Origin of the sequence: Streptomyces pyxinae, from assembly GCF_024756275.1 — a bacterium.
In the GTDB taxonomy this organism is placed as follows: Bacteria; Actinomycetota; Actinomycetes; order Streptomycetales; family Streptomycetaceae; genus Streptomyces; species Streptomyces pyxinae.
Genome location: NZ_JANUGQ010000003.1, coordinates 12522 through 34766, shown reverse-complemented (window position 1 = coordinate 34766; position 22245 = coordinate 12522). Strand labels below are relative to the sequence as shown.

Here is a 22245-nt window from a genome sequence, read left to right as displayed (position 1 = left end):
GCGTGGCCGCCGGTCCGGGGGTGCCGACGCACCCGGTCCGGGAGCGACGACGGCCCCGGTTCCGGGCATCGGCCCCCCGGTTCGGCCCCGGTCCGGGGCCCGGGTCCGGACAGGCCGCCGGACGGCGGGACGACCGGACGACCGGACGACCGTCTGACCGGTGGGGCCGGACGACCGTCCGATCGGTGGGCCGGGCGACCGTCTGACCCCACCGACGAGTCTGCGTACGCCTGCCCGCTCCCCCTACCCGAGCGGTCGCCCGTGCGTGAATCCGACATTATGAGCCTCATGGCGACGTATCTCGACACCCAGGCCCCGCCCCGCGTCGAGCTGACCGCAGCGGACCGGGCACTGGCCCAGGCGCTCCAGATCAACGGCCGGGCGTCCTTCCGGGAGCTGGCGGAGGTGCTCGGGGTCTCCGATCAGACGGTGGCCCGCCACTGGGCCCGCCTCCGCTCGTCCGGCGCCCTGCGGGTGCTCGGGCTCACCGATCCGCTCCGGCTGGGCGAATCGCCCTGGTTCGTCCGGGTGCGCTGCACCCCCGACGCGGCCGAGTCCATCGGCCGGGCGCTGGCCCGCAGGACCGACACGACCTGGGTGAACCTGATCTCGGGCGGTACCGAGATCAGCTGCTCGGTACGGACTCCGGAGCCGAGCCGGGGCGACACCCTGCTGCTGCAACGGCTGCCCCGCACGCCCCGGGTGGTGGACGTGGCCGCGCACTGCCTGCTCCATGTCTTCTTCGGGCAGAACCTCAGCTCGATCAACAAGACCGGTCCGCTCACGCCCGAACAGGCCGCCGCCCTCGCCCCGCCGGCCGCGCCGCCCCCGCCCGCGGAATCCGGGCCCGCCGTCGGGCTCGACAGCGCCGACCGGGAGATGCTCGACCTGCTGGCCCGCGACGGCCGGGCCCCGGTCGGTGAACTCGCCCGCGCCACCGGTCTCTCCCCCTCCACCGTCCGCCGCCGGATGGCGGAGCTGCGCGCCGAGGGCCTCCTCTACTACGACGTCGAGTACCACCCGGACATCGTGCACCGCGCCTTCCGCGCCTCCCTCTGGCTGGAGATCGATCCGGCCCGGCTCCCCGAGGCGGGCAATGCCCTGGCGGCGCACCCGGAGGTCTCGTTCGCCGCCGCCGTCACGGGCGCCGCCAACCTGTTCGCCGCCGTGGACGTGCCCAACGCCCAGTTCTTCTACCGCTATGTCACCGAGTCGGTGGCCACCCTCCCGGGCCTCCGTCACACCGCCACCGCCCCCATCCACCGCACCCTCAAGGGCCCCGGCCCCTACCTCCCGCCGGCGCCCCGGCCGGAGTGACGGGAGCGGGCCCCGAAGCCCGGATCCCGGACCCCGGATCCGGGCTCCGTCACCCCGTGCCCCGTGCCCCGTCACTCCATCGCTTCGGTGGCCCCGTCCGGGTGGATCAGAATGCGGATCACCCCGCCGTAGCGCCCGTCGTCGATCCGGGCCGGGACCGGCGCGCCCAGCTGCTGGGCCCGCTCCTGGAGGACGCCGATGACGACGTCCTGGATGTCGCCGTAGGGCGGGGCGGTGACGGGTACGCCGTCGATCAGGCCCGCGTTGGGGGAGAAGACGCGGACATCGGCGTCCGGCTGACTGGGGTGCACGACGGAGATCCCTTCGGGGCGGGGGCGGGGGCAGGGGTGTGGGCGGGGACGCTTCGGATGGCTTCAGGAGTGCGCGGCGGCGGTCTCGGGCAGGGCGCCGGCCGGGGGGTCGGCCGGGGAATCGGAGTGCGCGGCGACCCGTGCGTACGTACCCCGCGACACCCGGTGCAGCCGGCCCGCCTTGACCAGGGCGGAGAGGGCGTTGCTGACCGACTTGCCCGAGTCCTGGTACGCCCCCGGGGGCAGCGCCAGCCAGACGTCGCGGCTGGTGAACGGGCCGGGCAGGGTCGTCACCGCCGCCTCCACCGCCCGGCGCAGGCTCGGCGTGGGCCGGGCGGCGAACGGGATCACCGTACGGGAGGACGCCCCGGCCCCACCGGTCCGGCCGCGCGGATCGGGCCCGGGGAGACCGGAGATCCGGGAGCCGCTCCGGCCCCGGGGCGAGAGGATGTCGTACCGCTCGAAGTGCGAGGCGAAGTCGCGCACCGAGTCCCGTACGGCCGCCAGGGCGGGAGCGTGCGGCACGGGTTCGCCGGGCGAGGCGAGCAGCAGCTCGGCGATGGTCCCGATCCGCTCCAGGGTCTCGGCGAGGCGCCGCAGCAGCGGGTCGAAGATCTCCTGGCGCAGCGCGGCGAGCGGGTCGCTGGTCACCAGGTCGACGCTGACGGAGCCGGTCAGTCCGCCGTCCGCCGGTCCGGGCGCGGTGCCGTCCGCCGCCTCCCCGGCCTCGGCGTGCCACTCCTCCAGGGCCCGGCGACTCTGCCGGCAGGCGTCGATCAGCTGCGGGGGCGCCCCGGCGGCGGCCACGGGCGCCAGCATGCCCGCGAGCCGTTCGGTGATCTCCAGGGTGGGGAGGACGGAGCGCACCAGCGGGCCGAGGACCGCCCGCTGGATGGCGAGGGCCGGATCCTTCAGGGAGAAGGTGATCCGCTGGTCTGCCGTGGCCGCCATGGCTGCTTCTGCCACCTCGTCTGTGGGGTCGGGGTTGGTACGCGGCCCGCCGCCCGGGCTCCGGGTCCGGCCGGGCCCGGTGGGGTCGGCGGGTCCGGTGGATCGGCCGGGATCGATGGGGCTGCCTGGGTCGCTGTGACCGCCGGGTGTGCCGCCCTCGCCGTTCAAGGGGAGGGGCGCGGCGGGCCCCTCCGAGGGCGGGCCTGCCGGGTCCTGGCGCCGTTCCCGTACCGCCTCGAACGCCGCGACGACCGCGCTCGGACCGACCGCGTCGCTCCGGAAGGCGGGCAGCGCCACCAACTCGCCCCGGGCGTCCCCGATGCCGAGGTACTGACGGATCCGGAGCCGGTCCTGCCGGGTGGTGGCGGCCGCGAAGCCGCCCGGGTCGGCGCGGGCCACGGAGTCCCGGAGGCACTCCGCCCAGAGAGGGCAGGAGGAGCAGAGCCGCCGGGCCGCGTGGGAGAGCGCCTGGAGCCGCTGCTTCTGGATCGGCAGATCCATGCTGCGGGCGGGCGGGTTCGTCATCAGCGGGTGCTGGAAGACGTCGGGCCGCCGCTGGCAGGGTACGGGCACGGACGCGGCGACCGACCGCGCGGACGCGGGCAGCGGCGGACTGACTGATGTGACCATGACTGAGATCCCCCGTGATCTATGAACTGCGGGGACTCTAGATCACCGGAATCGGCGGCCACAAAGCCATGAGGCCGTACGGTTTCCGGCCGCACGGCATCAGGTTGAGCGCACATCAGGACGATTCACCCGGAACCCACGGGCGGTTTTCCGCCACGCCGCAACCGCCTTCGCGCGGCGGCGAGCCCGCCACCGCGCGCCAGCAGCACCGCCACCACGCCCGCGAAGCCGAGGAGCACGGAGGCGCCGGGGACGACCGTGCCCACCCCGGAGGTGATGACGAGCACCACATCGGCGGCCAGTACGGTGACCCCGCGCCGCCCCGGGTGGTCCCGGACCATCCAGGCTCCCAGCAGCGCCATCCCGGCGAGCGCCCAGTAGCCGAAGACCGCCTGCCCGCTCAGCGCCCCGGCCCCCGCGCCCCGGGCGATGTCGGCGACGGCGGCGAGGTAGCCGGTGACGGCGGCGGTGACCGCCGTGGCGCAGAGCGCGAGCAGCAGCTGCCCGCGCCGCCGGAGCGACCAGCCGATCAGGGTGAGGCCCGCCACCGCGCACACGGCGACGAACTGCGGCAGCCCCTGGGACGCGAGCAGCCATACGGTGTAGCCGGCGGCCAGCCCGAAGACGATCCTGGGGAGCAGCCGTACGGCCCAGGTGTCCGCCCGGTCCTGGCGCAGCAGCCGGCGCACGGCGGAGCCGGCGGTGACACGTGTACTCACGGTCCCTCCACCCCCGCTGCGGCGGCCCTGGGCGTGAGCTCGGGCGCGGGCCCGCTCTCCGGGGCCGCCGCGGCCTGCCCGGCGGTGCCGTGGGCGGCCGCGGTCGGTTTGACGGTGAAGCCGAGTTGCCAGTCCGGCAGCGGGATGCCCCGCGCGGGGGCCTCCCGGGCCGCCGGGGCGGCGGGCGCGGGGCTCTCGGCGGCGGGGGCGGGCTGCCCGGTTGCCGTGGCGGTGGGTTCCTCCACCGTGGGGGTGGATTCCTTCGCCGGGGGAGCGGCCGTGGGTGCTTCGGGGGCGGCCGCCTCGGGGCCGCTGACCTCGGCCGTGGTGGTCCCGGCCTCGGCCGTGGCGGACTTGGCGGCCTCGGTTTCGCTTTCGGTCTCGGCCGCAGGGGACTTGGGGGTCGGCTCGGGGCCGTCCGGGCCTGTTTCGGTGGCCTGCTCGGCTTTCCGGGGGACGGTGCCGGTCATGACTTCGCCGAGCGCCTGGGCGCGTGTTTCGGGTGGCTGGGTGGCGTAGTCCTGGGGGTCGAAGTACCGGGGCTTGGTGGGGTCGTCGAACTGGACCGTCGCGCGCACGGCGTGGGCGCCGAGTTCGTCGCGTGACACCTCGGGCCAGGTCGGGGGTGGCTCGTAGACGAAGTGGATGTTGTCCAGACCGACCCCGGTGTTGGCCTGGAGGGCGTCCAGCTCCTGGGTGTACAGGATCGACCGGCTGTAGGCGGTCTCGGCGAAGACGGGAGTGGGGCCTTCGGCCAGTCCGGCGTACGTCGCGGAGATGGCGCCCCAGCACTCGGAGGCATACGCATTGCCGAAGCCCTGGACCTCGCCGCCGAGTTCTTGGCGAACGTCTCCGTCCCAGAGGAACATGTCGTCGAGTTCCCGGCCACCTGCCGTGGTCTCCAAGGTCTGCGCGGATCCCGGCACCGCCTGGTTCTGCTGATGGGCCCACTCCTCGGCGATGAAGCGCTGGGAGAGGAAGTGCTGGCCCTGGCTGTTCAGCGGAGCCTCCGGATGCTCCAGGCCGTGCGACCAGTAGGCGCTGACCGGGCGCTCGCCGTCGGACGGGGTCAGCTTGGCGCGGTCCCGGACCAGTCGGTCGATGTACTCCTTGGGGCTCACCCCGGCGGCCTTCGCCGCCGCCTTGATGCGTCCGGCGACCGCCTTGGGGTTCTCGTTGGCTTCCTGCTCGGCCTCGTGCCGTGCGTGGGCCCTGCGGAGGGCCCCCTCCACAACGGACTCGGGTATCGGGCGCGTGGTCATCGCCGACCGCTTTCCACCGGGCGTGGGTAGACCCGCAGGGCCATGTTGGCCGCGCCGCTGTCGGAGCCGTCCGCGGTGCCCAGGGACGGCTTGACCGAGAGGCTGACGAGGTGGCTCCCCTCGGACGCCGGCTCCCAGTAGGCGATGCGGTAGGGGTCCTTCTCCTGGACCCGGTCCTCCTCGCGGGGGACCGCGTTCCTGGGGAGCACGGAGGGGAAGTTGACCGAGTCCCAGGCGCCTTCCCAGGCCGGTTCACCGAGTACCGAGGAGGCCGCAGTGACATAGAGCGGCCAGGCCCGTGCCGCTTCGGCCAGGACCAGGGGATTGTCGGCGGCAGTCTCGGCGGCGGCCCCCCAGACCCAGTGGTCGAGGCTCCTCACGGGTGCCCAGCGCCCGAGTGAGCTCAGTGTCAGTTCACCGCCGGTGTCGGTGCGCACATTGAGCACCCGCTCGAACTGCGTCGGTGTCCAGCCGAATTGGGCGCACCACATGTCGAGACCCTTGCCGGGGTACGGGGGGCCGTTCCAGACGGTTTCCCAGTGGACGTGGGTGAGGCCGCGCAGTTCGGTGATGAGTTCTTGGGGGGTGCGGTTCTGCGGTCCGCCGGTGGTCAGGCCCATGGGGCGGTGCTCCTTTCCGAGGTGGTCGTCATGTCATAGCAGGCGGTCGGGTCAGAGCAGCCAACCGGCGCGGGGGACGGGCTCGGGGTCGGCGGGGCCGTGGAAGGTGAGGTTGACCGACGCGCCTCCGGCGAACTCGGTGCCCGCCGTGGTGGGCCCGAGATTGGCGGTGAGCGCGATCACCGGTGCGCCGGGGGTGCTGAAGGCCCAGCCGGCGAGCCGGTGCGGGTCCTGGTGGCGCAGCCGCCGTTCCGGGGTGGGCCAGCGGCCGGGGGCCGGGGGCTCGGGGAAGTCCGGGGCGTCCCAGGCGCCCTCCCACCGGGGCTCACCGAGGACAGTGCGCAGGGCTGTCAGGTGGGCGTGGTAGCGGTCGGTGGCGGCGGCCATCAACTCGGGGTTCTGGTCGGCCGAGTCGCCGCGCACCTGCCAGGCGTTGTACTCGACCGCGACCACCGGCCGGCCGGCTCCGGCGGCGGCCAGATGCAGCCGGCCGTCGTCGCGGGTGCGGACCCACAGGCCCCACGACTCCCACAGCGGCTGCCAGCCGAAGCCCTCGCACCACTGGTCGCGGCGGGCGGTGTCGGTGGGGATGCCGGCCCAGAGGGCGGGCCAGTCGACAGGGAGGAGCGCGTTCACCTCGGTGAGGAGCGCGGCGGGGTCGTGGTCGGCGATGAGACTGGCCATGGTGGTGCTGTCCTCAGGTCTTCGGGGGTTCCCGGCGCGAGCGGGTGCGGTCGCGGGCCTGGGTGCGGGCCCCGGGCCTGCCGTCCGGATCAGCCGGGAGCCGGATCAGGCCGGGGCCCGGCACGATCCGGACGACGGGCCCTAGCGGGGCATGCGGTGGTCGTCGCGGGGCTGTGGCGGCTCCACGGGCCCCGGCTGGGCCGCCGGCCGGGCGGCGGGCGGTCCGGTGCGCGGCGCCGGCACCGACGGCCGGGGCGCGGCGGCGGGCCCGGGCGCCGGAGCCGGGGCGGGTGCCGGTGAGGAGGGCGCCGGGGCGGGCGGCTGGAGGCTGACCCGGCCGCCCCGGGCCGGGCGGGGTGCGGCCGCCTCACCGACCGGGGGTGTGGCACCGGCCACCGGCGCGTCCGGGGTCCTCGGGCGGCCCCCGGCGGTACCGGCGGGCGGCGCCCCGGGCGCCGGTGCGGCGGGCCCGGCCGGGCGTGCGGCGGGCGGTGTCGCCGGCGGTACGGCCGGGATGGGCGTGCCCGTGTCGGCCGGGCCGCCGGCAGCGGCGTCGTACTGCCGCTTCTGGATCTCCCGCGCCCGGTAGGCGTCCTTCCGCTGCTGGCGCTTGGAGTTGTTGGCGGCGACCCAGCCGCCCTTCTGCAACCGGCGCCCGAGCAGCGCGGTGTCCAGGCCCCGCGCGGTGCGCACGGCACCACCCGCGGCCGTCCGCCCGGCGAGGGAGGCGCTGCTCGCGGACACCCGCCCGGCCAGCCGCCCCGCGGAGAGGGCGGCCCCGGGGGCCGCCAGGCCCACCTTGCCCGCGACCGCGCCGGCCATGTCCCGTACGCCCAGCGCGTCCTCGGCGCCCGCGATCCGGGGGCTGAAGTTCCCGGCGAGCAGCTTCTTCAGCATCATCACGACGGCGATGGTGACCAGCAGAAGCAGCAGGAGCTGCATGCCCAGCGCGATCCTGGCGGGCAGGATCATCTGGTACAGCACCAGCAGCACCGAGAGAATGACGCCGAAGCCCGCCCGCAGCACAAAGCTGTGAATGAACGTCTCCAGCCAACCCTTGAGCAGTTTCTGCTGGGACGGGTGAATGCCCAGGGCGGCGACCAGGGGCAGCAGGACCACCAGGATCAGGGTGACCGCGTGCCACAACAGGGTCAGACCACTGAGCACGATCACCATGAGGCCGACGATCAGCGCCGCGATCAGGGAGTAGAAGGCGAGACCGACCCGGTTGCCGGAGTTCCCTCCGGCCCATTCGTCATAGCCGACCGGGTAGTTGCCCCCACTGGCCAGCTCCTGCCGGATGGGGGTCCACTGGCCGTTGAACTTGTCGGACTTCTCCTTGCTGAAGGCATCCTTGTTGGTCACGGACTGCGCCACGACCTGCCGGGCCCGGAGGTCCTCGCAGCGGGCGCCTTCGCCCCAACTGCATTTTGTCGATCCGCTCTTCGGCACGCAGACGCCGTTCTCCACGCGTCCGCCGCCCTGGTGGAAGACGCAGTCGTTGCCGACCTGGCCGAACTGCCCCAGCGCCCACGGACGGAAGGCGAGAGTGTCGTACATCGCACAACTGGACATACGCAGGCCCCGGTTGGGCTTTTCGTCCGGCGGCAGGTCGCACGGGGGTTGCGCCGTCCCGGAGGCTCCGCTGAGCATCAGTTCGGACAGCTTGGAGTTCGCCTGGCCGATACCGGCGTCCGCCCGGTCGATCAGCTTGTCGTAGTTCCCGCCCGTCAGCAGCGCCACCACGGCGATCGTGCTCAGTGTGGCCCAGCCGACGCCCGCCCAGATCTCACGCATCTGTTCCCGGCGCCATTTGCCGAACACCCACAGCCCGAGGAGAAGAACCATGACGTACACCATGGGGATGAAGACATGGTTCTTCAGCGTCCCCACCACGTTGTCGCGGCCCTGGTACAACCCGCTCAGCGGACGGGGGTTGGAGGCGAGCTCCTTGATGGAGATGGCGCCACGGGAGAGGAACTTGGTCCCCCAGAACACGGAGTCGGCCACACCGTTGTTGACGTAGTCCATGACCGCGCAGTCGTCGGCTCCGCTGAACCAGTCGCCGTTGTCCTTCTTGCCGTCCGACTCGTCCTTGAAGGTCATGGACCAGTTCAGACCGCGTGTGCCGTTGAGCTCGTAGAGCGTGTAGTGGCTCGCCTCCTTCCCCATCTCGACCGCGCCGCTGGCCGTGCCGCGGGAGTCACTGAGGTTCTGGGGCCCCTGGGCGGCACCCTCTTCCCACTGGGTCACCGCGGGTATCAGACCCTCGCCATTGGCACCCGGTCTGTCGAGTACATAGCGGTCGTCCCCGGTGAACTGGCAGGCGAAGTCGGCGTGCGCCGTGCCCGGCACGGCCAGGGTCAGCGCGAGCAGGGCGAAGACCAGGAACAGCCCCGCCCGGACCGCCCGCCCGGCGCCCCGCACCCGGTCACTGAGCGACCGGGCGGCGGCGGGTGCCCCGGGGGGCCTGGCGCTGTGTCGCACGGACATCGACTTCCTTCCGGAGTACCGCGGCTGGTGGGGTGAGCGGCTGACGCCGGCTGACTACGAGGGGACGTAGTTGGTCAGGACACAGCCCTTGACGGGCTCTTGGCGCGTGTATCCGCTGGGAATCTCCGCCTGGTGCTTCGGCTGGCACGTGAAGTAGAGCAGCTTCCCACCGGTCATCAGGGCCCGGACGGTGTCATCGTCCACGGGGACGACGGCGAAGTTCTCGCCGACCAGGAACTCGTCGCTCTCCCCGGCCTTCTTCTGCTCCATCGCGCTGTTCGCCGTCATGAACTTCGTCATGTCGGAGATGGTCAGGATGGTGATGGTGTCGCTCTCGGCGTCTTCGCAGGCCGCCCGCTCCTTGACGGCGAAGGCCGGGTCATTGGCCACCTTGGCGAAGTACTTGCCCGCGCCGGGGTCGTCGTCCTTGGCTCCGAGCACCTTCAGCTCCTCGCAGTGGCTGTAGGTGTTGATGAACTTCTCCACCGACGCGATGTCGTCCGCCGCCGGGAGGCCGAGGTCGTCCGTCGGTCCGCTGCTGCCGCAGCCGGTCAGGGTGACGAGGGCGGTGAGGGCGGCGGCACCGGTGGTGAGGGTGCTGGTCAGGCGGCGCAAGGCGGGCTCCTGGTCGAGTGGCGTACGGGTACGGCCACGGGTCATGGGTACGGGAAGGGGTGGGTACGGGCGGGGGCGGTGGGGCCCGGTCAGGCGGCGGCTGGCGGTTCCGCCGGGGGTGCGGTCAGGCGGCGGGTGGCGGTTCCGCCGGGCGCGCGGCCCCCGTGGCGTCGGCCGCCTCCTGGAGGAAGGACCAGTCCCACACACTGAGCGGCGGGTCGATGCCCTGGCGGGCCGGGCGGGTGGTGCCGTTGGTGTCGGTGGCGGCGAGGATCTCCTGGAAGACCAGGTCCACGGCGACCGTGCCGACCCGCTTGTCGGCGTCCCGCTGCAGGCAGACGCCGGTACGCAGCTCCTGGAGCGCCGACAGGACCTTGGCGTCGTTCTCGGGGCGGCCGAGGAGCGGCGCCACCAGGGACGCCTCCTGGGGGGACTTCTGCTTGAACGCGAACACGGTGTGGATCTGGTTGGCGCCGCCGCTGCGGGCCTCGGAGTCCTCGATCTGGACCAGGTCGATGGCCTGCTGGGTGATCAGGACGGTGACCGCCAGGTAGGAGCGGCCCTGCTTGAGCGCGCGGCGCATCAGGTCCCGGCCGCTCTCGGTGGCGGTGACGACGTACGCCTCGTCCACGAAGAGCGCCTTGGGCCGCAGCCCGATCTCGCCGGTGACCGGGTTCTTCTCGTACCCCACGTCGAGCATCTGGCTGCCCAGCTCCACGACGGCCATCAGCGCGGTGGCGGCGAGCCGTTCGGCCGGGTTCCAGTTGCGCGGGTCGGAGGCGGCCGGCGACTGGAAGCCGCGCAGGGTGATGACCGTACGGCGCTTGCGCATCGCGGAGAGCGGCTGCGGGCGCTCCGCGAAGGCCAGCCGGGCGTACGGCAGGGTGCGCAGCTCGGTCAGCAGCATCCGGGCCAGCTTGAGGTCCTTGGCGGCCTCGCGGTCCCCGGCGGCCTCGGCGCGGTCGTAGGCCCGTACGACCTCGTCCACGACCTGCCACAGGGTCGGCCGGGGCGTCCTGGCCTCGGCGTCCCGGGGGGTGAGGCCCTCCTCGGTGGCCTGCCGGAGCGCGGAGTTGTACCAGCCGACCACGGTGGCCATCGCCTCGATGACGGGCAGCCGCACGCGCTGGTAGTCCTCGTCCCCGAGGAAGCCCCGGAGCATCGACTCCGCGAGCAGCCGGCCGGAGGGGACGTCCCGGGCGATCACCCACGGGTCGAGCACCCCGGCCTGGCCCTTGAGCAGGTCCACGACCTCGGTGTCGGCCCAGAACTCGCCGTTCACCGGCTGGAACCGGCTCTCCGGCGTACCGAGGACACCGGCCTCCGCGTCCCGGGCGAAGTCCGGGTCGTTCACCTGCGAGCCGAAGGCCAGGTAGTAACAGAGCTGGGCGAAGTCGGTCTTGGGGTCGATGACCAGGCAGCGCACCCCCGACTCGGACTCCTCGTAGAATTTCTGGAGCGCCAGCGAGGACTTGCCGCCGCCGGACGCGCCGACGATGGCGAGCCCGCCGCCGTCATTACGGGCCGGGCCGACGTGCAGCGAGTAGTGGACGGGCATCCGCCCGGCCCAGCCCACCAGATTGCCCACCCAGCCGAGCCGCTTGCCCGACCGCTGCTCGGGGTTGTCGCCCAGCTCGGTGCCGGCGGTCGGCAGCCCGGCGCCGAGCTGCTCCACCTCCTGGAGCCGGAGATAGGGCGCGATCGGCAGCTTGGGGGCGTTGCCCGGCAGCTGGGACTGGAGCAGCCGCCACTGCTGGCGGGTCGGCCGCAGCAGGGTGACCTTCAGGTCCTGCTTGAACTGCATCTCCAGCACCCGGCGCCGGCGCTCCAGTTCGGCCGGGTCGGCGGCGGAGATGGTGAAGCGGATCTGCGCCTCCATCCCCGGCATCTTGTGCTCCTCCAGGTCGTCCACGAGATGCTGGGCGCGGGTGACCTGGGCGGCCAGCCGGGTGTCCGGCGTACGGCCGGAGCCGGCCATGTCGTTCATCTCGTCGACGAGGTTGCCCCGGATCTTCGCCGCCCGGTCCTTGAACTTGGCGTACGGGATGAGGGTGAACCGCAGGTCGATCTCGACCGGGAACTCGACGTTCTGCGCCGCGTACCGGGCCCAGGCGGTGGACTGCCGGAAGCGGGTCTCGGTCGGCCAGTTGGCCGCCACCAGGGTGGTGGTGTAGCTGGTGTGCCGCTCGCCGGTGACCTCGTCGTACTGGTGCAGCACGATGTGCGTCTTGCGATTCTCGCCGGAGAAGTCGACCACCAGGTCGAACTGGTCGGGACCCCAGGCCCGGGAGCCGAGCACCGGCTCGGGCGGCACCGGCAGGTCGCCGTGGAGCGGCTTGCGGATGAGCCAGACCAGTTCCTCGCGGCTGAGCGGGGTGCCGTGCAGGGCCTCCAGGCTCTCGTGCACCTCGCGGGCCACCTGGGTCCACCGGGCGAGCAGCTCCGGCGCCAGGTACTCGCCGTGCACCCCGGTCGCCCCGGCCGCCGCCCGGTCGGCGGTGTCGAGCACGGAACGGGTCAGGCCGGGCTCCTCCACCGGGTCGTCGCCGTCCGGGAGCACCCCGCCGTCACCCGAGCCGCGCTTGAGCGAACCCAGCTTCACCAGCAGGATGTTGCGCTCCCGCAGCGCCCCGATGCGCTCCTGGTACTCGGCCTTGCGGAGGTTGTACGCCCGGTAGTTCTCGGTCGGGTCCCAGGCGACGGCGTTGAGCTGCTCGGCCCACTCGGTGGCGGTGATCGGCCGGTAGACCTTGCGGTAGTGGCACTCCACATTGCGGTCGCCGCGTGCCAGGTTGAGCAGCGCCCGGGCCGGCGCCTCGGCCATCGCCTGGAGCTCGGCGGGGTTGAGGTACTCGTCGATGGCGGTGGGCAGGACCAGCCCGGTCCACACCGAGTCGCCGTGCACGAAGATCATGTCGTCGGCGTACCGGTAGGGCAGCCGGGTCTCCTCGCGGCGGGCGGCACGGTCGCCCGGGCCCGAGCCGCCGCCGGAGCGGGACCCGGCCCCGGAGGTACGGGAGTCGCGCCCGCCGCCGGAGCCCTGCGCCTGCTGCCCCTGACGGGACTTCTGGGAGTTCGCGGCGAGGAGCATGGCGATCAGGAAGAAGGCGACCGCCCCGCCCAGAAGGATCAGCATCAACATGGCGGGGTCATCCTGCGGTCTCGGAGGGAACGGGCCCGGTGGCCGGGGAACTCGGTCGGGCGGCCGGTACGGATCCGGGGGTGTGGGGGCCCGGTACGAGTCCGGTGGCGTACGCGGCCGGTACGGATCCGGTGACACGGCTGTCCGGTACGGGACCGGTGGCGCGGGTGTCCGGTACGGCGGCCGTCGCCGGGGCGGCGGCCGGGGCGTGGGCGGCGTACGAGGAGCCGTGATGCGCGGCGGCGGTACGTGCCTCCGCGTACCGCTTGTGCCAGCGGGGCGAGCCCGGTTCCCAGAGGATCACCTGCCAGCGCAGTTCCTCGGGCTCCCGGTCGGCGGCCAGCCCCTGCAGCCGCTTGGGCTGGAACCAGTAGTCGGCCCAGACCACCAGCTGCTGGCTGAGGGTGAGGGCCGAGGGCAGCGGCCGCCCCCAGACGAAGTACACCGCCACGGGGGGACCGATGTAGAGGACCGAGGTGAGCATCGACATGCCCAGGAACGGCAGGAAGGCCGAGAGCGAGATCAGGGCCACCAGCCACAGCAGCCCGAAGCCGAAGGCCGCTCCCAGCGCGGGCAGCAACAGCCCGGGGAGCGGGATGTTGCCCCAGTTCCAGATGCGCTTGGGCCGGTTGAGCAGATCCGTGTGGTCGTAGGCGACCATCGGCTCCGGCGGGTCCGGAGTGTGCTGCGACATCGGTGACTCCCCCCTTCCTTCTCAGCGGTCTCGGCGGTCTCGGCGTTCTCAGTGTTGGTGGTCTCGGTGTTTTCGGCGCCGGCTGTGGTCCCTCCCGGGCCCTCGCTCTCCGGACTCTCCGGGCGGCCCACCGGGTGAACCGGCGCGGGTGCGGCTCGCCCGGCAGGGCTCAGCCCTTGCCGCCGATCTGGCCGCCGAGGTCGATGAGGAGACCGGCCAGACCGGTCGCGCCGCCGATGATCAGAGCGGCGAGGGCGATCACACCGAAGCCCTGGAAGGCGTCGCGCATTCCGTCGCCGCGCTTCATCGACAGCAGCATGCGGATGCCGAGAACGAGCAGGGCGATCACCGCGACCATCGTGCCGATGTTGCGGAGAATGTCCTGGATCTGGCCGAACATGCTGTCCAGGGTGGTGACGGCGAGGTACATGCCGCTGGGTCCTTTCGCTGGTGGTGTGGAGGGGGGGCGGGATCAGGGGCGGGCGCCCGGCGCCCTGCGGGCCGGTGCGGGCCCGGACGCGCCCGGCTTGCCCGGTCCGGTGGCGGGCGCGGAGGCGCCGGGGGCCGTGGACGCGCCCGCACGGGCCGGTGCGCCCGGGGCCGCGGGAGCGCTCGGGGCGCCCGAGGGAGCGCCGTCGGCCGCGCCCGGGGCGCCGTCCGCCGGTCCCGTCCCCGCCGGGGCCTCCACCTCGTCCGCGCGGCCGCCCGCCGGGTCGAGGGTGCCGCCGCGGATGTCCTTGATGAACCAGCCCTGGGCGGTGTTGAGCATCGTCACCCGGTACGAACGCAGGGTCACACCGGAGCCGTTCGCGGCCCCGGTGCCGGTGCCCGCGCCGTTCGCGGCGGCGCCGGTCCCGGTCGGGCCACCGGTGGCGGCGCCGGTCGCGCCGGTCGCGCTTCCGCCCCACTCGACCGTCACCCGGGCCGCCACCGCCTGGCCCTCGTCGTACACGATCTTCTCGTCCGGGTCCGTGCCCCTGGGCGCCAGCGCCACCACCTCCCGGATCCGGGGCGCGGACAGGGCGCCGGCCAGCCCGGAGGTGGCGGCGGCGGTCGCGTCGGTGGTGGTGAAGCGGGTCATCGCCGTCGCGTCGGAGGCCGCCCAGGCGGCGAAGTAGCCCGGCAGCACCTGGCCCTTCAGCTGCTCGGACAGAGCCTGGTCCACGATCTCGTCGTCCCGGTCCACCGCGGGCGCGGCACCGCGCGGGGGCAGCGGCATCTCGCCCACGTCACCGACGACCCGCAGCCCCGACGCGGTGGCCAGGTCCTTCACGTACACGGGCACGGAGAGGGTGGTCACCCTGCCGGTCGCCAGGGTGACCTGCACTCCCAGATAGCGGCCGTTCGCGCCGTACTCGGGCAGTGTCTCGGCGGTCCCGTCCCAGCGGGCGAGCGTGGCGGTCTGGGTGCCCTGCCCGTCCCAGCCGCAGTTCCGGTCGACGCCCCCGCTGACATAGCGGGCCAGCGCCTCGCTCCGGGCGTCGGCGGCCTTCGGGGCGTACGTCATGCAGAGCTTGGCGTACTCCTCCGCGAAGGTGGCCGCCGCCTGGACCGGGAACTCGCTGAGCCGGTACCGGGCCACGTCCTTCTGGTCCAGTGCCGCGGCCGGCGCGCCGGAGGAGGTGCCGACGGCGAGGCCCAGCACCCCGCAGGAGCCCAGGGCCAGGGCGCAGGTGGTGATCAACAGGGTGGCGCGCAGGGCGACATGGGTGCGGCGGCCCTGTGCGGGCAGCCGTCCGCCCGGCCGGGGCACGTCGAAACCGCCGCCGTCCCGGACCCCGCCCCGGCCCGGGTCCGCCGCACCGGCCGGCGCCCCGGTCCCACCGGCCGGCGAAACCGAGGGGGCCGGCGAAACCGAGGGGCCCGCCGGGGCCGAGGGGATGGCGGAAGCCGGAGCACCGGCGGCCGCACCCGACGCCGGGGAGACCGGGGAAACGGGGGAAGCCGGGGGAGCGCTCGTACCGGACGTACCGGGCGTGCTGGTGCGCTGCCGTCGTTCGGCCTGCTTGCGCTCGTACGCCGCCTTGCGCGCGCTCCGGGCCTGTTCCCGCTTCTCCCGCCTGTCCTGCTTCTTCTCCTGCTTCGGCCCGCCCGGCGTCCGGTCGGTACGCGGGGGAAGCGGCGGTACGGCCGCCTCACCCGGCGGTACGGCGGCTCCCGGGGCCCGGCGCACCCAGGCGGCGGCCACCTGCGCGCGTACCGCCTCGGACGGCTGCTGCGGCTGCGGGGCCGGGGACGCCGGAGCGGCGGTCCGCGGGTAGCCGTAGGGACCGGACGCGCCGGGAGCCGGCGGCTGCTGCCAGGCGGCTGGCTGGGCGGGTTGAGCGGGGTGCTGGGCGGTGGGCTGAGCGGCGCTTCCCGCCGGACCGGCCGGGCCGGGGCGCTCGTCGGCGGAGTGCTGGTGATCCGTCATCGACTCGGTCGTCTCTCCCCGCGTGTGCTCCCCGCCCGCCGATCGGGCTGTACGGAGGGCCCTGGTGAGGCCGGCTGCGGACGGCAGTGTGGCAAAGCGGCGGCCGGGCCTCCGCCCGATATTCCCCGGTGGGGAAGAGCGGGGAATGTTCCGGGAATCCCGGCCGGGAAAGGCGGGGAAAGCGCCGGCGCCCCACCGGGGCGGCGGCTCCGTCACAATGCGTGGCCGGGCCCGGCCGTCTGGTGCCGGGCCCCCTCCGACCGCGCGAAGGACGAGAGTTGAGCGATCCGTACGCCCCCGAGCCCCGGCCCGCCCTCCCCGACGCCCCGCCACCCGTGGAGCTCACGCAACCCGTGGGGTCCACGGGATCCGTGGGGGCCGGGGCCGTGCCCGCCCCGGCCCCGGATGTCCTGACCGCTCCCGAGGCGGCACGCGCCCCCGCCGTGGAGGCCCAGCAGGCGTGGATCGACGGCTATGAGCCGGGCAACCCCTGGCAGGCGAGGCTGTGTCTGCGGACGCCGCAGGGGACGGTGGCGTACCCCCTCACCCCGCACACCATGCCCGAACTGCTGGAGGGCCTGGTCCTGGTGGCCCAGGAGCAGCAGGGGATGACCGGCGCGCTGCCCGGTGACGACGGGCCGGGCGCCGTACCGGTGGTGGACGGCGAGGCACCCGAACCGGACCAGGGCGGACGGCTCCACGACGGCCGCACCGCCCGGCTGACCGGCTGGGCGGTCGTCCACGACCTGTGGGAACGGGAGGATCCCACCGCCCGCCTGATCATGGGCGCGATCGTGGTGGCCCTGCTGCTCCTCGGCATCGTCCTGTCCTGACCGGCCGCCTCCGCCGTCCCCGGCGCACGGTCAACCCATGCAGCGGAAAAGCCACTTGGAGGAACGAGACGCCATGTCCACCGCCCAGGAGAAGCCCGCCCCCGAACAGGACCCGGACCAGGTCGAGTTCCACTTCGCCGATGTCTTCCTCTTCGTCGACCAGTACCTGTCCCAGATGGTGCGGCGCCGGGTGAACGGTGTCTCCGCCACCTGGTGTCCCCGCTGGTGGGAGCACCCGGAGGCGGGCGCCAGGCTCACCGCGCTCTGGCAGACCTGGGAGCACCTGCGCCATGACTCGGCGCTCGGCATGTCCACCTGGTGGCTGCACCACGCCGATCCGCATCTGCGGGCCCTGATGGACCCGGACCACGGCCCGTTCGCCGCCTGTTCGCCCAAGGACGGCCACACCGACTACCCCTTCGGCCCGCTGCCCACCGAGCCCTACGAGCCGCCCGCTCCACCGGCCTGAGGCCCTGAGGGCCGCTCCACCGGCCTGAGGCCCTGAGGCCCGCCCCACCCGCCTGCGGCCCGGTGGCCCATCCCTCCCCCCGGCCCGGCCCGCAGCGGGTCTCCCGGCTCCCCCCGGTCCGGCCCGCAGCGGGTCTCCCGGCCTCTGCCCGCCGTCCTCGCCTTTCCCCGCCTTTCCCCGGCTTTCCTCGCGGAGGAACCCGGCACCCCGGCCGCCGCCGCTCCCCCTACCGTGTCCCGGCGATCTGTCGGAGGGAGAGGGCGGCGACGGTGATGTCATCCACCGAGCGGAAGGGCAGCCCCGTACTGCCCCTGGCCGTGCTGGGCGCCGTACTGGCCGGTGCCCTGATCGTGCTCTTCCTCTTCACCGGCGAGGAGGACACCGGGAACGCCTCCGGGGGCCCGGCCGCGACCGGTGCCACCCAGGGCTCCGGCTCCGAGGGCGACCCGTCCGGAGCCGGCCCGGCCGGCGACAACTCCGGCGACACCACCACCGGCAACGGCACATCCCACAACGGCACATCCCACAACGGCGCGTCCCACACCGGCACGTCCGGCGGCACCGCACCCGGCCCGGCGGCCACCTATATCGTTCCGCTGGCCGAAGTGGCCGAGGCGCACCGGGTGATGGCCGGCTACATGGCGGGTCTCAGCACCTACGCGCACACCGACGAGAACGCCTCCTGGGCGCCCCCGCTGCTGGCGATGACCACCGGCGACGAGGACCTGAAGCGGGACACCGCACTCCCCTCCGGCAAGGAGTGGGGCGCCTGCGCGACCGCCCGGTGCTCCTCGGCGGGGCAGGCCAGGGTGGTCCGCGACGCGATGATCGCGGACGACCTGATGCGGGGCAGCGGCGCCTCGATCTCCAGTGTGGTCTCGGTGACCGCCGCCCGCTCCGAGAACGGCCGCGCCACCACGACGGAGACCAACTCCTGGCTGGTCACCGCCCGGAGGAGCGGCGGCACCTGGCAGGTCTCCGCCTTCGACCTGTACGGGCTGGGCAATGTCGGCGCGTCCGACCAGGCGGGAGGCTAGGCACACCGATGGTGGCACCCGCCGTACTCCAGGCCGCCGCCAGGGCCGCCCAGGTGGCCAAGGCCGCCAAAGCGGCCCGGGGACAATCCGGTTCACCCGCCGGGGGTGGCGGCGACGGCGACCACACCGGCGACGGGCCGGGCCGGAAGAAGAGCGCCCGCACCTGGCTGCTGGTCGTCGGCCTCGGCGGGGCGCTGCCGGCCGCCGGGACCGGCGTCCTCGTCATGGTGCTGCTCAGCAGCATGGTGGGGGGTCTCGGCACCGGGGCGACCCGGGCGGCCTGCGGCGACTACGGCGACAACGCCCAGGCCGGCAACACCGGGGACGCGGCCGCCACCAGCCCGATCATGCCCGCCGGCAAGGTGTATCTGCCCAGTGAGACGGCCCGGCACGAGATACCCCCGCGGATGATCCTGGCCGCCATGCGGGCCGCGGCGCGCTACGACGGGCTCGACTGGACACTGATCGCGGGGCAGATGTACCAGGAGACCAAGTTCGGCCAGGACCCGTCCGCCGCTCCCGGCGGCAGGAACAGCGCCGGCTACATGGGCCTGCTCCAGTTCGGCCACCCCGCCTGGAAGGACTACGGCGCCGACGGCAACGGCGACGGCGAGAAGGACCTCTACAACATCGACGACGCGGCCTTCGCCGCCGCCAACTACCTGCACGCCGAGAAGGCCGAGTCCAACGCCTGGAAGGCGCTGATGAGGTACTCCGGATCCGCCTCGGCCAACACCATCTACATGCGGGTGGTGCTCACCCAGGCCGCCCGCTACCGGGGCACCCTCACCGGTGACCAGGGACTGATCAAGGACTGGTACGCGCACCTCAGGAAGACCGTGGACGCCAACCCCGGCTTCCCCGCCCTGGGCCGGCAGTCGGACATCCCCGAGCCGGTCGGCAACGGCGCCGAGCCGAACCGGGCGCTGAGCATCCACGCCTCCCCGGCCCGCGACTGGTCGACCCCGCCCCTGGACGGCGGGAGCGACGGCGCGGACGGCGGCCGCGACACCACCAGGACCACCGCGATGGCCCCCACCGCGTACGCCCTCCCCACCGCCTCCTCCGCGTACGCCCTCCCCGCTTCCCCCGCTCTCCCCGCCTCGCTGGCCCTCCCCGCTTCCCCGGCTTTTCCCATGGCCCCCGCCGCCCCCGCCCCCGACGACGGCCCGGCCGGCTCCACCGGCGGCAAGGACTGGCAGTGGCCGCTGAAGCGGGGCACGTACCAGCTCGGCACCAAGTACCACAAGCAGGGCGGCATGTGGAGCCTCGGCTACCACACCGGGCTCGACCTGGTCGCCCCGAGCGGCACCCCGATCTACGCGCCCGCCGACGGCAAGGTGGTCAAGGCCGGCCCGGGCGGCTCGTACGGCAATGAGACCAACCTCCGGCACGCCGGCGGGGTGATCACCCTGTACGCCCACCAGACCAGCATCAAGGTCTCGGTCGGCGACACCGTCAAGCGCGGCCAGCAGATCGGCACCGTCGGCGCGACCGGCAATGTCACCGGGCCCCATCTCCACTGGGAGGTACGGGTTCCGGGGGTGGACAACCCGTTCATCGGCGGCCAGGACAAGGGCCCCGGCATGGTGGACCCGGAGGGCTGGCTGGCCGGCAAGATCTCCGCCAACCCCGACTACGGCACCGTGCCCGGCGGCACCGACCAGGGCCGGGACGCCCAGTACGCGGGCTGTGCCGAGCAGGGCAACGGGGCCCCGGTCGCCCCGGACGGCGCCGGTGTCACCGGGGTGCTGCCGGACGCCGACGACCCGGTGGTGCGGGCCGCGCTCGGCTGGGCGCAGCGCGGCCTCGGCGTGCCGTACGTGCTGGGGGCGCCCAGGCTGCAGGGCGTCAACCCGACCACCTTCGACTGCTCCAGCTACACCCAGTGGATCTACTACCAGGCCAGTGGCGGCAAGATGGACATCGGCTCGACCACCTTCGACCAGGAGCCCAACCTCCGCCGCTACAAGGTGGATCTGAGCGAGGCGCGGCCCGGTGACCTGATCTTCTTCCGGCCCAGCGGGCGGGGTTCGGAGCACGTCGGCATGGTCTGGGACCCCGGCACCAAGAAGATCGTGCACGCCCCGCGCCCGGGCAAGAACACCGAGTTCAGCACCTGGGACGTCCAGGACAAGATCACCGGTGTCTACCGCGTCCCCATCCCCGCCGGCACCGATCCCACCGAGGCCGACGGCACACACCGCCGCGCCTGACGCTCACCCCTGCCCCCACACTCGCGCCCCCACCCCGAACCACTCCCGAGAGGCCGACCATGACCACCGAGCAGCGGAAGAAGCCGCGCGCCGAGGACGACTGGACGAAGGAGATCGCGCTCCTGATCGCCGTCGTCGTCGCCCTGCTGTGCGGCGCCTGGCTGGCGGCCCGGCTCGGCGCCCCCTTCGACGGCCAACCGGAGCCGCCCGGCAACCCGCTCTCCTTCGCCGTGGCCCTGGCCAAGGGCGACTACACCTGGCCGGGCGGGGCCGCCGACGCCGTGGCGGCCGGTGAGGCGACGCTGCTGGTGGTCGCCGCGCTCGCGGTGTACCGGGTGCGCCGGCGGCTGCGGGACAGGCCGGACGTCGACCGGGCGGCCGGCCATCTGGCCCGGGGCGAGGAGCTGGGCAAGCTGACCATGAAGGGCGCGGCCGCCACCGCCGAACGGCTCGGGGTGCGGGGCTCGGTGCCGGGTGTCTTCATCGGCCGCTCGGTGCACGGCCGGCAGCCGCTCTTCGGCTCCTTCGAGGACATGCACATCGACATCTGGGGGCCGCGTACCGGCAAGACGACCCGGCGCGCCATCCCCGCCGTCCTGGACGCCCCGGGCGCGGTGCTGGTCACCTCCAACAAGCGGGACATCGTGGACGCCACCCGGGGCCCGCGCCAGGCGCGCGGCCAGGTCTGGGTCTTCGACCCGCAGCAGGTGGCGAGCGAGGCGCCGGCCTGGTGGTGGAACCCGCTCTCGTACGTCACCGATGTCGCCCGGGCCCGCAAGCTGGCCGACCACTTCGCCTCGGGCTCCCGGGACGCCGACGCCGCCACGGACGCCTTCTTCGACCCGGCCGGCCAGGACCTGCTCGCCCATCTGCTGCTCGCGGCGGCCTGTGCCGAGGCCCCGGTCACCCAGGTGTACGGCTGGCTGTCCAACCCCAAGGACGACACCCCCGAGCGGGTGCTGCGGAGCGCCGGGCACAGCATGCCGGCCGACGCCCTCAACGGGGTGCTCACCGCCCCGGACAAGCAGCGCAGCGGTATCTACGGCGTGGCCCAGCAGATGGCCTCCTGCCTGATCAATCCCGAGGTCAACCGGTGGGTCACCCCCGTCTCCCCGGACGACCGGCGCCTGGAGTTCGACCCGGCCGCATTCGTCCGTACCGGATCCACCCTGTACTCGCTCTCGCGCGAGGGCAGCGACTCGGCCGGCCCGCTGGTCACCGCGCTGACCGTGGCGGTGGTCGAGGCGGCCGAGGAGTACGCCACCACCCAGCGTGGCGGGCGCCTCCCGCTGCCCCTGGTCGGTGTGCTGGACGAGGCCGCCAACGTCTGCCGCTGGCGCGCCCTTCCCGACCTCTACTCCCACTACGGCTCGCGCGGCATCGTGCTGATGACGATCCTCCAGTCCTGGGCGCAGGGCGTCGAGGTGTGGGGCGAGCGCGGCATGGAGAAGCTCTGGTCCGCCGCGAACATCCGGGTCTACGGCGGCGGTGTCTCGGACACCCGGTTCCTCGGCGACCTCTCCGAGCTGGCCGGCGAGTTCGAGCTGCGCGAGTACTCCACGACCCGGGAGTCCGAGTCCGGCGGCTGGTCCGGCAACCGCACGGTGAACGAGTCCGTACGCCGCGAACGCGTCCTCCAGGTCTCGGATCTCGGTTCCCTTCCGCCCGGCCGCGCCCTGGTCCTCGCCTCCGGCACCAAGCCCGTCCTGGTCGAGACCATCCCCTGGTGGCAGGGCCCGCACGCCCGCTCCGTCCAGGCATCCCTCACTAAACACGACCCCGCCCCCCGCGCCTGACCCGGCGGTGTCTCCGTGACCGGGCCGGCCTGTGAGTATGGTG

The 22245-nt window shown here is 73.8% G+C and carries 18 protein-coding genes; 6 read left to right on the top strand and 12 right to left on the bottom strand.

What is annotated here, in order from left to right; translation table 11 throughout:
* Positions 1 to 288: 288 nt before the first annotated feature.
* Positions 289 to 1317 (top strand): Lrp/AsnC family transcriptional regulator, encoded by a 1029-nt coding sequence (locus NX801_RS05015; RefSeq protein ID WP_258785719.1) that lies wholly within the window; start codon positions 289 to 291, stop codon positions 1315 to 1317.
* A gap of 71 nt (positions 1318 to 1388) precedes the next feature.
* Here NX801_RS05015 and NX801_RS05010 read toward each other — a convergent pair whose 3' ends face one another.
* From NX801_RS05010 to NX801_RS04955, 12 genes are all read right to left on the bottom strand, one after another.
* Entirely contained in the window at positions 1389 to 1628 is a 240-nt protein-coding gene (locus NX801_RS05010) for a hypothetical protein (protein ID WP_258785716.1), read from the bottom strand.
* A 63-nt stretch (positions 1629 to 1691) separates the two neighbouring features.
* Complete coding sequence (locus NX801_RS05005) at positions 1692 to 3209, bottom strand: WhiB family transcriptional regulator (RefSeq protein ID WP_258785715.1); 1518 nt, start codon at positions 3207 to 3209, stop codon at positions 1692 to 1694.
* Positions 3210 to 3334: 125 nt separating this feature from the next.
* Positions 3335 to 3928 (bottom strand): hypothetical protein, encoded by a 594-nt coding sequence (locus tag NX801_RS05000; RefSeq protein ID WP_258785714.1) that lies wholly within the window; start codon positions 3926 to 3928, stop codon positions 3335 to 3337.
* Positions 3925 to 5190, bottom strand: coding sequence for a hypothetical protein (locus NX801_RS04995; protein ID WP_258786131.1), 1266 nt, complete (start codon positions 5188 to 5190; stop codon positions 3925 to 3927). The genes NX801_RS05000 and NX801_RS04995 overlap by 4 nt, the downstream gene beginning before the upstream one ends.
* Complete coding sequence (locus tag NX801_RS04990; RefSeq protein ID WP_258785713.1) at positions 5187 to 5810, bottom strand: hypothetical protein; 624 nt, start codon at positions 5808 to 5810, stop codon at positions 5187 to 5189. Before NX801_RS04990 ends, NX801_RS04995 begins: the two co-directional genes overlap by 4 nt.
* Positions 5811 to 5861: 51 nt before the next feature.
* Complete coding sequence (locus NX801_RS04985; protein WP_258785712.1) at positions 5862 to 6494, bottom strand: hypothetical protein; 633 nt, start codon at positions 6492 to 6494, stop codon at positions 5862 to 5864.
* A 141-nt stretch (positions 6495 to 6635) separates the two neighbouring features.
* Positions 6636 to 8987: a hypothetical protein gene (locus tag NX801_RS04980; protein WP_258785711.1), complete on the bottom strand. Its 2352-nt coding sequence runs from the start codon at positions 8985 to 8987 to the stop codon at positions 6636 to 6638.
* Between the two features lie 54 nt (positions 8988 to 9041).
* Positions 9042 to 9647, bottom strand: a complete 606-nt coding sequence (locus NX801_RS04975) for a hypothetical protein (RefSeq protein ID WP_258785710.1) — start codon at positions 9645 to 9647, stop codon at positions 9042 to 9044.
* 79 nt (positions 9648 to 9726) lie between these two features.
* On the bottom strand, positions 9727 to 12744 hold the full coding sequence (locus NX801_RS04970) for an ATP-binding protein (RefSeq protein WP_258785709.1): 3018 nt from the start codon (positions 12742 to 12744) through the stop codon (positions 9727 to 9729).
* A 7-nt stretch (positions 12745 to 12751) separates the two neighbouring features.
* Positions 12752 to 13438 carry a hypothetical protein gene (locus tag NX801_RS04965; protein WP_258785706.1) on the bottom strand — a complete coding sequence of 229 codons (687 nt, stop codon included), beginning with the start codon at positions 13436 to 13438 and terminating at the stop codon, positions 12752 to 12754.
* Between the two features lie 169 nt (positions 13439 to 13607).
* Positions 13608 to 13868, bottom strand: coding sequence for a hypothetical protein (locus tag NX801_RS04960; RefSeq protein ID WP_258785704.1), 261 nt, complete (start codon positions 13866 to 13868; stop codon positions 13608 to 13610).
* A gap of 42 nt (positions 13869 to 13910) precedes the next feature.
* Positions 13911 to 15851, bottom strand: a complete 1941-nt coding sequence (locus tag NX801_RS04955) for a conjugal transfer protein (protein WP_258785700.1) — start codon at positions 15849 to 15851, stop codon at positions 13911 to 13913.
* A gap of 353 nt (positions 15852 to 16204) precedes the next feature.
* On the opposite strand from NX801_RS04955, the gene NX801_RS04950 reads away from it, so the two are divergent.
* From NX801_RS04950 to NX801_RS04930, 5 genes are all read left to right on the top strand, one after another.
* Positions 16205 to 16684 carry a hypothetical protein gene (locus NX801_RS04950; RefSeq protein ID WP_258785699.1) on the top strand — a complete coding sequence of 160 codons (480 nt, stop codon included), beginning with the start codon at positions 16205 to 16207 and terminating at the stop codon, positions 16682 to 16684.
* A 37-nt stretch (positions 16685 to 16721) separates the two neighbouring features.
* On the top strand, positions 16722 to 17153 hold the full coding sequence (locus NX801_RS04945; RefSeq protein WP_258785697.1) for a DUF4913 domain-containing protein: 432 nt from the start codon (positions 16722 to 16724) through the stop codon (positions 17151 to 17153).
* Positions 17154 to 17425: 272 nt separating this feature from the next.
* Positions 17426 to 18190: a hypothetical protein gene (locus tag NX801_RS04940; protein ID WP_258785696.1), complete on the top strand. Its 765-nt coding sequence runs from the start codon at positions 17426 to 17428 to the stop codon at positions 18188 to 18190.
* An 8-nt stretch (positions 18191 to 18198) separates the two neighbouring features.
* Positions 18199 to 20406 carry a peptidoglycan DD-metalloendopeptidase family protein gene (locus NX801_RS04935; RefSeq protein ID WP_258785695.1) on the top strand — a complete coding sequence of 736 codons (2208 nt, stop codon included), beginning with the start codon at positions 18199 to 18201 and terminating at the stop codon, positions 20404 to 20406.
* 59 nt (positions 20407 to 20465) lie between these two features.
* Positions 20466 to 22202 carry a type IV secretory system conjugative DNA transfer family protein gene (locus tag NX801_RS04930; RefSeq protein WP_258785694.1) on the top strand — a complete coding sequence of 579 codons (1737 nt, stop codon included), beginning with the start codon at positions 20466 to 20468 and terminating at the stop codon, positions 22200 to 22202.
* Positions 22203 to 22245 lie beyond the last annotated feature (43 nt).